The 13,510-nt window shown below is 67.0% G+C and carries 11 protein-coding genes; 9 read left to right on the top strand and 2 right to left on the bottom strand.

The genetic code is table 11. The features are described from left to right. Window positions 1-9 precede the first annotated feature (9 nt). Complete coding sequence (yihA, locus tag H6A07_RS02710) at window positions 10-597, bottom strand: ribosome biogenesis GTP-binding protein YihA/YsxC (RefSeq protein WP_204813174.1); 588 nt, start codon at window positions 595-597, stop codon at window positions 10-12. A gap of 209 nt (window positions 598-806) precedes the next feature. Between yihA and H6A07_RS02705 the strand changes: the two genes are divergently transcribed. Beyond that, window positions 807-1,739 carry a fructosamine kinase family protein gene (locus H6A07_RS02705; RefSeq protein WP_342636544.1) on the top strand — a complete coding sequence of 311 codons (933 nt, stop codon included), beginning with the start codon at window positions 807-809 and terminating at the stop codon, window positions 1,737-1,739. Window positions 1,740-1,746: 7 nt separating this feature from the next. Here the strand turns inward: H6A07_RS02705 and H6A07_RS02700 are convergent, their stop codons facing one another. Beyond that, complete coding sequence (locus H6A07_RS02700) at window positions 1,747-3,390, bottom strand: OPT/YSL family transporter (RefSeq protein WP_204813170.1); 1,644 nt, start codon at window positions 3,388-3,390, stop codon at window positions 1,747-1,749. A 110-nt stretch (window positions 3,391-3,500) separates the two neighbouring features. Here H6A07_RS02700 and H6A07_RS02695 point away from each other — a divergent pair, with 110 nt between their 5' ends. From H6A07_RS02695 to H6A07_RS02660, 8 genes are all read left to right on the top strand, one after another. Continuing rightward, complete coding sequence (locus H6A07_RS02695; RefSeq protein ID WP_204813168.1) at window positions 3,501-4,286, top strand: type III pantothenate kinase; 786 nt, start codon at window positions 3,501-3,503, stop codon at window positions 4,284-4,286. Between the two features lie 345 nt (window positions 4,287-4,631). Next, on the top strand, window positions 4,632-5,633 hold the full coding sequence (locus tag H6A07_RS02690) for a substrate-binding domain-containing protein (protein ID WP_204813166.1): 1,002 nt from the start codon (window positions 4,632-4,634) through the stop codon (window positions 5,631-5,633). A 108-nt stretch (window positions 5,634-5,741) separates the two neighbouring features. Next, entirely contained in the window at window positions 5,742-7,259 is a 1,518-nt protein-coding gene (locus H6A07_RS02685; protein WP_204813164.1) for an ATP-binding cassette domain-containing protein, read from the top strand. Beyond that, window positions 7,256-8,356 (top strand): ABC transporter permease, encoded by a 1,101-nt coding sequence (locus tag H6A07_RS02680; protein ID WP_342636543.1) that lies wholly within the window; start codon window positions 7,256-7,258, stop codon window positions 8,354-8,356. Before H6A07_RS02685 ends, H6A07_RS02680 begins: the two co-directional genes overlap by 4 nt. Before the next feature lies 1 nt (window position 8,357). Further along, window positions 8,358-9,392: an ABC transporter permease subunit gene (locus H6A07_RS02675; protein ID WP_204813162.1), complete on the top strand. Its 1,035-nt coding sequence runs from the start codon at window positions 8,358-8,360 to the stop codon at window positions 9,390-9,392. A gap of 167 nt (window positions 9,393-9,559) precedes the next feature. After that, window positions 9,560-11,056: an L-arabinose isomerase gene (gene araA / locus H6A07_RS02670; RefSeq protein ID WP_204813160.1), complete on the top strand. Its 1,497-nt coding sequence runs from the start codon at window positions 9,560-9,562 to the stop codon at window positions 11,054-11,056. Between the two features lie 61 nt (window positions 11,057-11,117). Then, window positions 11,118-12,728, top strand: a complete 1,611-nt coding sequence (locus tag H6A07_RS02665; protein WP_204813158.1) for a xylulokinase — start codon at window positions 11,118-11,120, stop codon at window positions 12,726-12,728. Between the two features lie 56 nt (window positions 12,729-12,784). After that, window positions 12,785-13,495 carry an L-ribulose-5-phosphate 4-epimerase gene (locus H6A07_RS02660; protein WP_204813156.1) on the top strand — a complete coding sequence of 237 codons (711 nt, stop codon included), beginning with the start codon at window positions 12,785-12,787 and terminating at the stop codon, window positions 13,493-13,495. Window positions 13,496-13,510 lie beyond the last annotated feature (15 nt).

The raw sequence follows: 13,510 nt of genomic DNA, 5'->3' as shown, positions 1-13,510 counted from the left end.
GTCCCGCGCTTAAAGGCACGCCTCGGCGATGCGGCGGCGGAGGTCGTCGATGCCCTGGCCGGTCTCGGAGGACGTGACGATCACCTGGTCGCGCCCGATGCCCAGCTGGCGCGCGATGGCGGCCGCCTGCTGTGCCTGCTTGGAGCGGCCGAGCTTGTCCGCCTTGGTGAGTGCCACCACGAAGGGCAGCTCGCTCTGCTGCAGGAAGCCCACCATCTCATGGTCCAGGCGCTGCGCGTCGTGACGGATGTCCACGAGTGCGATCACCAGGTTGAAGCTGCGCTCCTGCGCAAAGTAGCCGGATATGAGGTCCGCCCAGCGCTGCTTCTCCTTCTGCGAGACCCTGGCAAAGCCGTATCCCGGCAGGTCGACAAAGCGGATGCCGTCCACCTCGAAGAAGTTGATGTTGGCGGTCTTGCCCGGCGTGGCCGAGACCTTCACCAGGCCCTTCCGCCCGAACAGCTTGTTGAGCAGCGAGGACTTGCCCACGTTGGAGCGTCCCGCCACCGCGACCTCGGGTGTGGTGGAGGCGGGGAGCTGCGCCACGGTGCCGTACGAGGCCTCGAAGCGCGCGGTCTGGTAGTTGATGCCGGCCATGGGTGTCCTTTCGGGTGCGACTGCGTGAGGCAATTCTAGCGTGTGGGCGGCTGCGGGGCGACTGGGGCGCGAGGAGGGGCCCGGGCTTGCAAAACGCTCCTTCGTGTGATGTTTCGACCGCCTCGGCTGCAAAACGGTCTCTCGCGTGATGGGGTTTTGCGGCAAAATGTGAAAGTGATTCGAATCTTAATACGCAATCCTGCGCAAACGTGAACTTGAAAAATCGATGTGCCGCTCTGAGAGGAAATTCGCATCACACGAAGAAGAGTTTTGCACTCGGGACGGGCAAAATATCACACGAGCGCCGGTTTTGCATCGTAGGGGGAGACATGGAAGAGACGTTCGTGAAGACGGCGGGGTTCGGGGACAACCTGCCCGGGGAGGCGGCGGCCCTGCGCTGGCTCGCGGAGGCGGAGCCCGCAGGGGGCATCCGCGTCGTCCGCGTGCTGCGCGTGTCTCCCGACGAGCTCGTGGAGGAGCGCGTCGCGACGGGCGTCCCGTCCGCAGCGGCGGCCCGGCGCATTGGCGCCGGGCTGGCGCGCCTGCATGCTGCAGGCGCGCCGTGGTACGGCTGTGTGCCGGACGGCTGGAACGGTGATCCCTGGTGCGGCCGTGCCCGCACGCCCTACGTTGCGCGCGAGGACGCGTCCGCGACCTGGGGCGCCTTCTTCGCCGAGCACCGCGTCATGAACTACGTGCGGACCCTCGTCGACCAGGGCGACTTCGGCCCCTCCGAGCTGCGTCTCTTCGAGCGCGTCTCCGCGCGCCTCGCGTCGGGGCAGTTCGACGCCCCGCAGCCGGCGCTCGTGCGCGAGGCGGGCGCGCCCTGCGCCCGCCTGCACGGGGACCTCTGGGCCGGCAACGTCCTCTGGGACGCCGACCCGTCGGCGCCCACGGGCGGCGTCCTCATCGACCCGATGGCCTACGGTGGCCACGCCGAGACGGACCTGGCCATGCTCGCGCTCTTCGGCTATCCCTTCCTCGACGACGTGCTGCGGGGCTACGACGAGACCTCGCCGCTCGCGGACGGCTGGCAGGAGCGCGTGGGCCTCCATCAGCTGGCCCCGCTGCTCCTGCACTGCGTCCTCTTCGGCGGCTGGTACCTCGCCGAGGCGGTCTCGACGGCCCGCCGCTACGCGTGAGCCCGCGCTATCCCGCGAGCCCGCCGATCACGGACGCCAGCGCGATCACCACACCAACGATCGACTCGCCCCCCAGCACGCCGGAGGCCACGACGACCCCCTTCTCCTCGGCGTCGCCCACGCCGCGCGCCGCGCACACGCGGTCGTAGACCCACTTGACGCCGGCGCCGAGCGCGGCCGTGAGCGACATGTAGAACGGCAGGTAGACGCCGAGGCCAAACATCATGGCCGGCAGCCCGGCCCAGTAGAGCACGATGCCGCCGAGAAGCCCGATCACGAACCCCGGCACGCTCGGGATGCCCGAGACCATCGTCGCGACCACGCTCGCCTGGGCGGAGACGAACATCTGGCCCGAGCCGAACGCGCCCGGCCCGTACGCGGCGAACAGCGTTACCAGCACGGCCACGGCCACGACGGTCCCGAGCAGCGCGCCGATGGCCTGGCCCACCCACATCGCGCGCGGGCTCGTCCCGATGATCGCGCCCGTCTTGAAGTCGCTCATGACGTCGCCGGCCAGGCCGCACGCCACGGCCACGACGCCCGCCACGTAGAAGAGCTGCACCTGGCTCGCGTCGGAGAACGCGGCAACGGCGAGCAGCACGATCAGCCCGAAGATCTCCATCGGGTCGATGCCCGTCTGGCCCACCGACTGCGCGCTCATAATCGTGGTCACAAAGGAGAGCAGCACCACGACCACCGCCACGACCGGCCCCAGTCCGAGCGCGATGCAGACGAGCAGCGCCGCTGCGGCCACCATGAGCGCGAGCACGCCAAAGTCGAGCCGCCCGCGCCGCGAGCGCTCGCCGGAGAGCGCCCCGCGCCCGCGCAGCAGCCCCGTTGCGTGCGGGAGGATGTCCTTCAGGACCACGCCCGCGCCGGAGCCCATCATGAGTCCCATGCCCAGGCTGGACACGATGCCCTGCGCCGTCGCCACGTCCCAGAGGCCGGCCGCCGAGCCCCCCACGATGACGCCGAAGTTGCCCACGAGCGCGCCGAGGAACCAGAACGCCACGGCAAAGCCGCCCACCAGAAAGCCCACGGAGAGCATCTGCGGGGAGTTGTAGATCGCAAAGCTTACGCCGGGGATCGGCAGCTGCGCCACGAGCGAGGGCATCCAGCCCAGCGCGTCGCGCGCCACGCACCACAGGCCCGCCAGGCCCATGGACCCGAAGAGCCGCCTGCCGGTGACGCCGCCCGTCTTGGTGGCCATGAGAGTCTCGGCCGCCGCCGTGCCGATGGGGTACTCCAGGTCGGACTCGTCAACGAAGCGCCGCCTGATCGCCGCCGTGCACACGAGGCCCAGCAGCGTGCCGGCCAGCGCCACGGCCAGCATCTCGACCCAGCTCACCTCGTCGGCGAGGCCGAGCATCCAGATGCCGGGAATGGTGAACGCGAGGCCGCCGGCCACCATGGAGCCGGCCGACATCACAATCTGCGTGACGTTGGCCTCGTTGAGGCTCCGGTGCCCGAAGGCCCGCAGCAAGAACAGCGCGACGATGGAGGTGAAGATGGTGGGCCACGGCAGCGCGCCCATCTTGAGGGCGGTGTAGACCGACGAGGCCGTGATGATGACGCAGCCGACGCACCCGATGGCGATGCCAGCGGGGCTCAGCTGCCCGCGCCACGAGGCGCGAGAGCTCTGCTCGCTCATATGTGCTCCTTCGTATATCCGCTCCCCCGGACGGGGAGTCGGGTTACGGCATGGACTGATACAGTATATATAGAGAACGCGCGAGAAGAACGACGAGTTTCGGAGGCCCCATGACAGACACCGCCGAGAAGAGCGTGCTGACCGTCGACGTCGGCAACACGGTGACGCGGCTGGGGCTGTTCGCGGGAGGCCGCCTCACGGGCGCCTGGGGCTTCACCACGCCCGACCGCCTCACCTCGGACGAGGCCTGGCTCCAGGTCAGGGGCGCGCTCGACGGGGCCCCGCTCGACGGGGCCATCCTCGGCTGCGTGGTCCCGCCCCTCTCCGACGCCTGGCGCGAGGCGCTCGCCCGCGCGTGCGGGTCGCGGCCGCTCGTCGTGGGGCCCGGGCTCAGGAGCGGCGTGCGCATGCGCTACGACGACCCGGCCGAGATCGGGGCCGACCGCGTGGCGGACGTCGTGGCCGCGCGCGAGCGCTACGGGTCGCCCGTGGTGGTGGTCGACCTCGGGACGACCACGAACTTCGAGGTCGTTGACGGCACGGGGGCGTTTCTCGGCGGCATCATCGCGCCCGGCGCCGCGCTCGGTGCCCGCTCGCTCAACGCCGCCGCCGCGCGCCTGCCCATGATCGAGCTCCGCGCGCCGGCGACCGTGATCGGCCGAAACACGCGCGCCGCCATGGAGTCGGGCGTGGTGCTCGGCGAGGTCGCGCGGATCGACGGCCTCCTCGACGCCATCGCCGACGAGATGGGGGAGCCCGCGCCGGTGGTCCTGACCGGCGACGGCGCCCGGGACATGGCGCGCCTGCTCAGGCACGAGGTGGCGGTCGACGAGACGCTGACCCTCCGTGGGCTCTGGAGCATCTGGAAGGCCAACCAGAGGGCCTCTCGGATGTAAACACATCTAAACAATTCCTCAAAAAAGCGCCGAAATTGGGATAAACAGTTACTAAACAATCCGCTTGCAGGCGAATATGGGCCACTCAGCGGAGTAGGAACGTGCCCATCTGTAAGCAAGGCGTAAAACTAAGCCAGTGACAATTCGAAGAAACGACGCCGTGCCCCGGTCGTCCTGCATGCCTTGGGCCTGGGGGACCTCACGCGGGACGCGGCAAGGCACGAGGGGGCGTCCCGCCCGCATGGGGGCGCGCAGGGTTCAGCTAGTAAGTAAACATGCGATTCACTGTTTACTTATGGTCAGTAGGCTGTCGTAAGACAGACAGTAAAGGAAGGGGAAAGGGACATGAGCATTTCGAGAAGGAACTTCCTGAAGGGCGCCGGCCTCGCTGGTGGCACGCTCGCTCTCGTTGGCTGCGGCGGCGGTGGCGGCGACGCCGCGACCGACGGCGGCGATTCCGGCTCCGGCGAGCTCATCTCCGTCGGCATCATCAACAACGACCCGAACGAGTCCGGCTACCGCACCGCCAACGACAAGGACATGAAGGAGACCTTCACTGAGGAGAACGGCTTCAAGGCCGAGTTCGCCTACAGCATGAAGAACGAGGAGCAGATCGCCTCCGCGCAGCAGTTCATCCAGAACGGCGTGAAGTACCTGCTCGTCTCCGCCGCCGACACCGCCGGCTGGGACACCCCGCTCCAGGACGCCAAGGACGCCGGTACCCAGACGATCCTGTTCGACCGCGTCGTCGACGCCCCCGAGGACCTCTACGTTGCCGCCGTCGTCTCCGACATGGACGCCGAGGGCCAGACCGCCGTTGACTGGCTGACCGACCAGGGCCTCTCCGAGTACAACATCATCCACATCCAGGGCGTCATGGGCTCCTCCGCCCAGGTCGGCCGCACCGGCGCGCTCGACAAGGCCGTCGAGGCCAACGGCTGGAACCTCGTGACCCAGCAGGCCGCCGACTGGAACGCCGAGACCGCCCAGCAGATCACCCAGTCCGTGATCGACGCCGGCACCCCGTTCAACGTCATCTACGCCGAGAACGACGACATGGCCAAGGGCGCCGTGGCCGCCCTCGACGCCGCCGGCATCACCCACGGTAAGGACGGCGACGTCATCATCATGGGCTTCGACCACAACACCTGGGCCCTCGAGGAGGTCATGGCCGGCAACTGGAACTACGACGGTCAGTGCAACCCCTACCAGGCCTCCACGATTCTGGACATCATCAACACCCTCGAGTCCGGCGGTGAGGTCACCGAGAAGAAGATCATCATGGAGGAGGGCTACGCCGACTGCGACAACGTCACGCAGGAGTACATCGACGAGAACGGCATCTAAGTCGACAGGCGAGCTATTCACGTGACTGATTGACTGCTCGAAGGGGCGCGACGCGACTGATACAACGTCGGGGCCGCGCCCCTTCCCGTTAAAGGAGGTGAACTACCGGTGAACGAGAACCATCTTGTTGAGATGCGGGGCATCTGCAAGTACTTCCCAGGCGTGAAGGCGCTGCAGAACGTCGACTTCACGCTCCGCCCGGGCGAGGTCCATGCCCTCATGGGCGAGAACGGCGCGGGCAAGTCCACGCTCATCAAGGTTCTGACCGGCGTGTACGAGAAGGACGGCGGTGACATCTACCTGGAGGGCCATGACGGCGCCGTCTCCATCCGCTCGCCCCAGGACGCCCAGGACCTGGGCATCGCCACCGTGTACCAGGAGATCACGCTCTGCCCCAACCTCACGGTGGCGGAGAACATGTACATCGGCCGCGGCCACAAGAAGACCGAGAACTGGAAGAAGATGTACGCGGACGCGGACAAGATCCTCCAGAACCTCGGCATCCCCGTGAGCGCCAAGCAGCAGCTCGGCAGCTGCTCGATCGCCATGCAGCAGATGGTGGCCATCGCCCGCGCGGTGGACATGGACTGCAAGGTCCTCATCCTCGACGAGCCGACCTCGTCGCTCGACGAGTCCGAGGTCGAGAAGCTCTTCGGCATGATGCGGCAGCTCAAGGAGCGCGGCGTCGGCATCATCTTCGTCACGCACTTCCTCGACCAGGTCTATGAGATCTGCGACCGCATCACGGTCATGCGCGACGGCCAGCTCGTCGGCGAGTACGAGATCGAGAAGATGCCGCGCGTCGACCTCGTCGCCGCCATGCTCGGCAAGCAGATGGACGACATGGCCGACATCAAGGGCGACTACACCACCTACTCCGGCGAGGACGCCAACGAGCTCGTCTACGAGGCCGAGGGCCTCAAGAGCAACGCGGCCGTCTACCCCTTCGACTTCCACGTCAAGAAGGGCGAGGTCACGGGCTTCACGGGTCTTCTCGGCTCCGGGCGCTCCGAGTGCGTGCGCGCCATCTTCGGCGCCGACCACGTGACGGGCGGCAAGACCAAGAAGGCCGGCAAGGACGTCAAGATCTCCAAGCCGCTCGACGCCATGAAAAACGGCATCGCCTACCTGCCCGAGGACCGCAAGGGCGACGGCATCATCGGCGACCTCTCCGTCCGCGAGAACATCATCCTCGCGGCGCAGGTGCTCCGCGGCTTCCTGAAGCCCTTCTCCAAGGCCGAGACCTACAAGATCGCCGACGAGTACATCAAGCTCCTCGACATCAAGACGGCCTCCGCCGACACCCCGATCGCGTCGCTGTCCGGCGGCAACCAGCAGAAGGTCATCCTGGCGCGCTGGCTCTTCACGCACCCGGACTACCTGATTCTGGACGAGCCCACGCGCGGCATCGACATCGGCACCAAGGTCGACATCCAGAAGCTGGTGCTCCAGCTCGCCTCCGAGGGCATGAGCGTCACGTTCATCTCCTCCGAGCTCGACGAGATGATCCGCACCTGCTCCAGGCTCGTCGTCATGCGCGACCGCCACGTCGTGGGCGAGCTCACGGGCTCCGACCTCAACCAGAACAAGATCATGAGCACCATCGCGGGAGGTGAGGCAAAGTGACGATCGAGAAGAACAAGGAGGGCAACTTCTTCAAGCGGCTGCTGCACAGCCAGATGATCATCCCGATCGCGGCGCTTCTCGCGCTCGTGCTGTTCAACCTCATTGCTGACCCGTCGTTCTTCGCCATTTCGCTCGGACAGGACAGCGCGGGCAACCCGGTTCTCTCGGGCCAGCTCATCTCGATTCTCAACAACGGCTCCGAGCTCGCCATCCTGGCGATCGGCATGACGCTCGTCACGGCGGCCACCGGCGGGCAGGACATCTCCGTCGGCGCCACGATCGCCGTGGCCGGCTCGGCCATGCTCGCCATGCTCTGCGGCGGCAACATCCACCCCGACACGCTCGCGGTTCCCATCATCGTGGCGTTTCTGGTGGGCGTGCTCGTGGCCATGCTCTGCGGCGCCTTCAACGGCGTGATGGTGGCCATCTTCAAGGTCCAGCCGATGGTCGCGACGCTGATCCTCTACACGGCCGGCCGTTCCATCGCCGCGTGGATCAACAACAACCAGCTCCCGATCATCCCGACCGACTCCGGCTTCGGCATCTTCGGCGGGTTCATCCCCGGGATCCCCATCCCCACGCCGTGCTTCATCGCCATCGCGTGCTTCGTGATCATCTTCCTCGTGCTCAAGTTCACGAGCCTGGGCCTCTACGTCCAGTCCGTGGGCATCAACGAGCGGGCCTCTCGCCTGAACGGCCTCAACCCCACGTTCATCAAGTGGCTGACCTTCGTCATCCTCGGCGTGTGCGTGGCCGTCGCCGCCCTCATCAAGGTGAGCCGCCTCAACACGATCAACTACCAGACGATCGCGGCCGACATCGAGATGGACGCCATCCTGGCCGTCGCCCTGGGCGGCAACGCGCTCTCCGGCGGCAAGTTCAACATGGGCTCCTCCATCCTCGGCGCCTACATCATCCAGTTCCTCACCACCACGCTCTACAAGTTCAACGTCGCCTCCGCCGCCCTGCCGGCGTACAAGGCCGTCGTCGTCATCGTGCTCGTGGTGCTGAGCGCCCCGGTCGTGCGCGCCAAGCTCTCCGCGTTCTGGAAGAAGATCCGCGCGCCCAAGAACAGTGAAGTGGAGGTGGCGAAGTAAGATGGCGGACCTCAAGAAGAAAGCCGTCGGCAAGCGCAGCATCACCGACACCAACCTCCTGCTCACCATCACGATCGTCGTCTTTGCCCTCATGTACCTCTTTGCCATGTTTGGCCTGGGCAGGGGCTTCCTGAAGTGGCAGACGTTCTTCAACATCCTCAACACCAACGCGTCGCTCATCATCACGGCCATCGGCCTCTCGATCGTCATGATCTGCGGCAGCATCGACATCTCCGTCGGCGGCGTCGTGGGCCTTGTGACCATGTGCTGCGCGGTGAACCTCGACTACATGGGCGGCGACCCCGTCACGGCGCTCGCCATCGCGCTGGGCATCGGCCTCGCGTTCGGCGTGATCCAGGGCTTCCTGGTGGCGTATCTGGAGATCCAGCCGTTCATCGTCACGCTGGCGGGCATGTTCTTCGCGCGCGGCCTGACCACGATCATCCACGCCGAGCCGTTCAACGTCCAGAACGAGGCATTTCTCGCCCTCAAGGACACCCGCATCACGATTCCGTTCCTCGGGTCGCTCAACAACTCCGGCAACTTCACGCCGGCCTACATGGAGATCGGCGTCGCCGTGGCGCTCATCCTCGTGATCCTGGCCTTCGTGCTGCTGCGCTGGACGAGCCTGGGCCGCAGCTTCTACGCCCTCGGCGGCAACCGCCAGAGCGCCCTCATGCTCGGCATCAACACCAAGCGCTCGCTGTTCCTCGCGCACCTGATCAGCGGCGTCCTCGCGGGCATCGCCGGCTACGTCTACATCATGCACTCCGCCTCCGGCGCCGTCACCAACGCCGACGGCATGGAGATGAACGCCATCGCGGCGTCCATCATCGGCGGCACGATGCTCTCCGGCGGCGTGGGCAACATCATCGGCACGTTCTTCGGCGTGCTGTCCCTCGGCACCATCCAGAACATCGTCTCCTCCGCCGGCTTCTCCGACGCCTGGTGGTCCAAGATTACCGTCGCCGCGATGATCTGCCTGTTCCTGGTCATCCAGAGCATCGTCCTGGCCCGCAAGAAGCAGGTCGAGTGACGGATCGGTTCCCCGGGTGACGCCTCGCCCTCGGGGCGTCCCCCTTCCCTCCCCGTGCCCCGCCCCGGTCTTCCGGGGCGGGGTCTAAGGGTAACGGGGGCGTCGCGCGGCCCACGCGCATCTCGACCGGCGCGTGAGCGCCCTCCCGCCTCAGGAAAGGACAAGGCATGCTTGAGATCAAGAGGTACCGCTTCTACTTCTGCCCGTGCACCCAGGACCTCTACGGAGACGAGGTGCTGCGTCACGTCGCCGAGCACTCCGCCGAGGTCGTCGCGGCGCTCAACGCCTCCGACAAGATCCCCTACGAGGTCGTGCTCAAGCCCAACCTGCTCACGAGCGACGTGATCAAGGCGACGTTCAACGAGGCCAACATGGACCCCGAGTGCGCCGGCATCATCACCTGGGCGCACACCTTCTCCCCGTCCAAGAACTACATCGCGGGCCTCACGGACCTGCGCAAGCCGCTGTGCCAGTTCGCGACGCAGTACAACGAGGAGATCCCGTACGACACCATCGACATGGACTTCATGAACGAGAACCAGGCCGCCCACGGCGAGCGCGAGCTCGGGCACATCTTCGCCCGCATGCGCTGGAACCACAAGGTGGTCTTTGGCTACTGGAAGGACGAGGCGGTCCTCGCCGAGCTCGGCCAGTGGATGCGCGTGGCGGTGGGCGTCAACGAGTCCCGCAACATCCGCGTCTGCCGCTTCGCGGACACGATGCGCAACGTCGCGGTCACCGACGGCGACAAGGTCGAGGCGCAGCAGGTCTTTGGCTGGACCGTGGACGCCTGGCCCGTGAACGAGCTCGTGCCCTACGTCGAGGCGGTCACGCCGGCCGAGGTCAAGGCCCTCACCGACGAGTACTACGACACCTACCAGCTCGTGCTCGACGGCCGCGACCCCGAGGAGTTCCGCCGTCACGTGGAGGTCCAGGCGGCCCAGGAGATCGGCATCGAGCGCTTCCTCGTGGAGCACAACTACAACGCCTTCTCCGACCACTTCGGCGACCTCGGCGGCCTCAAGCAGCTGCCGTCGCTGGCCATCCAGCGCCTCATGCAGAAGGGCTACGGCTTTGGCCCGGAGGGCGACTGGAAGACCCCGGCGATGGTGCGCCTCATGAAGGCCATGACCGCCGGCGACGCATCCGCCAAGGGCTCCGCCCTCATGGAGGACTACACCTACAACCTGGTCCCGGGCAAGGAGGGCATCCTCGAGTCCCACATGGCCGAGGTCGACCCGTCCGTCGCCGAGGGCACGGTCTCCATCCGCGCGACGCCGCTCTCTATGGGCGACCGCGAGGACCCCGCGCGCCTGATCTTCACCGCCAAGACCGGCCCGGCCATCGCCACGTCCCTGATCGACCTCGGCAACCGCTTCCGCCTGATCATCCAGGAGGTCGACTGCAAGAAGGTCGAGAAGCCCATGCCGATGCTGCCCACCGGCACCGTGTTCTGGACCCCGCGCCCCAACCTCAAGATCGGCACCGAGGCCTGGATCTACGCCGGCGGCGCCCACCACACCGCGATGTCCTACGACCTCACGGCCGACCAGATGGTCGACTGGGCGGACGCGATGGGCGTCGAGAGCGTGGTCATCGACGCCGACACCACCATCCGCGACTTCAAGCGCGACCTCATGCTCGGCGAGGTCTGCTACCGCTAGCGTGGAAAAGGGACAGCCCCTTTTCCACGTCGCGGCCGCGTCCACGTAACAAGGAGAGAACATGGCACTCACCAAAGAACAGATCGTCGCCGACATCGAGTCCGGCGCCACCGCGCTGGGCATCGAGTACGGCTCCACGCGCATAAAGGCGGTGCTCGTGGGCTCCGACAACGAGCCGATCGCCATCGGCGCCTTCGACTGGGAGAACTCCCTGGTCGACGGCTACTGGACCTACGGTGACGACGAGATCTTCGCGGGCCTCGCCGCCGCGTACGCGTCCATGAAGCGGGACGTGGCCGAGAAGTACGGCGTCACGCTCAAGCGCGTGGGCGCCCTCGGCATCTCCGCCATGATGCACGGCTACCTGCCCTTCGACGCGGACGGCAACCTGCTCGTGCCGTTCCGCACCTGGCGCAACACCACCACGACGCAGGCGGCCCACGAGCTCTCCGAGCTCTTCGCGTTCCATACGCCCGAGCGCTGGAGCGTCTCCCACATCTACCAGGCCGTCCTGAACGGCGAGGAGCACGTGCCCCACATCGCCTTCTTCACGACGCTCGCCGGCTACGCGCACTGGCGCCTCACGGGCGAGAAGGTCCTCTCGATCGGCGACGCCTCGGGCATGTTCCCGATCGACTCCGAGACCCACGACTACGACGCGGCCATGGTCGCCAAGTTCGACGAGCTCGTCGCCTCCAAGGGCGTGGTCTGGAAGGTCGAGGACCTGCTGCCCAAGATCTTGGTGGCGGGGGAGTGCGCCGGGCACCTCACCGCCGAGGGCGCCGCGCTTCTCGACGCCGAGGGCGACCTCGAGCCGGGCTGCCCGCTCTGCCCGCCCGAGGGCGACGCCGGCACCGGCATGATCGCCACCAACTCCGTGGCGCCGCGCACCGGCAACGTCTCTGCGGGCACCTCGGTCTTCTCGATGGTCGTGCTCGAGCACGCGCTCAAGGACGCCACCGTGCCGGAGATCGACCTCGTGACCACGCCCGTTGGCGACCCGGTGGCGATGGTCCACTGCAACAACTGCACCTCCGACATCAACGACTGGGTCGACCTGCTCTGCGACTTCTCCGAGCTCATGGGCCAGAAGCTCGACAAGGGCGAGGTCTACGTCAAGCTCTTCAACGCCGCGCTCGCAGGCGACAAGGACGCTGGCGGCCTCGTCTCCATCCCGTTCATCTCGGGCGAGACGGTCATGGGCGTCCAGACAGGCTACCCGCTCGTGGTCCGCGGCCAGAACGCGAACTTCTCGATCGCCAACTTCATGCGCATGAACATCATGGCCGCCTTCGGGGCGCTGGCCGCCGGCAACGAGGCCCTGCGCGCAGAGGACGTGAAGATCGACAAGCTCTACGGCCACGGCGGCATCTTCAAGACGCCGAAGGTCGCCCAGAGCCTGCTCGCCGCCGCGCTCGAGGCACCCGTGACCGTCATGGCCACCGCCGGCGAGGGCGGCGCCTGGGGCCAGGCCGTCGCCGCCGCCTACATGGCGCGCCACGAGGAGGGGGAGTCCCTGGCGGACTACCTGACCAACAAGGTCTTCGCCGACATGGAGGGTACGACGCTCGAGCCCGACGCCGCCGACGTCGAGGGCTACCGCGCGTTCCTGGCCGCGTTCCGCAAGGCCAACGAGGCCGAGAAGGCCGCCGAGGCCGCCTTCACCGCGTAGTTCACCACGCAGGGGCGGGGGCATCCCCCGCCCCGTCGAGAGACTGGAGTCAGAACATGATGCTCAAGGAGCTTCGCGAGAAGGTCTACGAGGCCAACATGGACCTTCCCAAGCACGGCCTGGTGGTCTTCACCTGGGGCAACGCCTCCGAGTTCGACCGTGAGAGCGGCCTCTTTGTGATCAAGCCGTCCGGCGTGGACTACGACGAGCTCTCTCCGGAGTCCATGGTGGTGTGCGACCTGGAGGGCAAGGTCGTCGAGGGCGACCTCAACCCCTCCTCCGACACGCCGACCCACGCCTATCTCTATCAGAAGTGGGGCGACAAGATCGGCGGCGTCGTCCACACCCACTCCTCCTGGGCGGTGTCCTGGGCGCAGGCCGGCCGCGACGTGCCCGCCTACGGCACCACGCACGCCGACTACTTCTACGGTCCCGTGCCCTGCATGCGTGGGCTCACCGAGGCCGAGATCGAGGAGGCCTACGAGCTCAACACCGGCAAGGTCATCGTGGAGGGCTTCGAGGAGCGCGGCATGGACCCGGTGGCCGTGCCGGCGGTCCTCGTGCGCAACCACGGGCCCTTCTCGTGGGGCAAGGACGCCGCGCAGGCCGTCTACCACGCGGTGGTGCTCGAGGAGGTCGCCAAGATGGCCACGCGCACCGAGGCGCTGAACCACGATGTGGAGCCCGCCCCGCAGTACCTGCAGGACAAGCACTACATGCGCAAGCATGGCCCCAACGCCTACTACGGCCAGGGCGGCGCGCACTAAGCAAGTACGGTGAGA

It is taken from the genome of Olsenella uli (assembly GCF_016899935.1).
Lineage (GTDB): Bacteria > Actinomycetota > Coriobacteriia > Coriobacteriales > Atopobiaceae > Thermophilibacter > Thermophilibacter uli_B.
Note: the sequence above shows the minus strand (reverse complement) of the source record. Positions and strands in the feature narration are given on the sequence as shown.

Coding starts and splice junctions, on each gene's coding strand:
- yihA (WP_204813174.1), bottom strand. CDS start 597: ATGGCCGGCATCAACTACCAGACCGCGCGCTTCGAGGCCTCGTACGGC.
- H6A07_RS02700 (WP_204813170.1), bottom strand. CDS start 3,390: ATGAGCGAGCAGAGCTCTCGCGCCTCGTGGCGCGGGCAGCTGAGCCCC.
- H6A07_RS02695 (WP_204813168.1), top strand. CDS start 3,501: ATGACAGACACCGCCGAGAAGAGCGTGCTGACCGTCGACGTCGGCAAC.
- H6A07_RS02690 (WP_204813166.1), top strand. CDS start 4,632: ATGAGCATTTCGAGAAGGAACTTCCTGAAGGGCGCCGGCCTCGCTGGT.
- H6A07_RS02675 (WP_204813162.1), top strand. CDS start 8,358: ATGGCGGACCTCAAGAAGAAAGCCGTCGGCAAGCGCAGCATCACCGAC.
- araA (WP_204813160.1), top strand. CDS start 9,560: ATGCTTGAGATCAAGAGGTACCGCTTCTACTTCTGCCCGTGCACCCAG.
- H6A07_RS02665 (WP_204813158.1), top strand. CDS start 11,118: ATGGCACTCACCAAAGAACAGATCGTCGCCGACATCGAGTCCGGCGCC.
- H6A07_RS02660 (WP_204813156.1), top strand. CDS start 12,785: ATGATGCTCAAGGAGCTTCGCGAGAAGGTCTACGAGGCCAACATGGAC.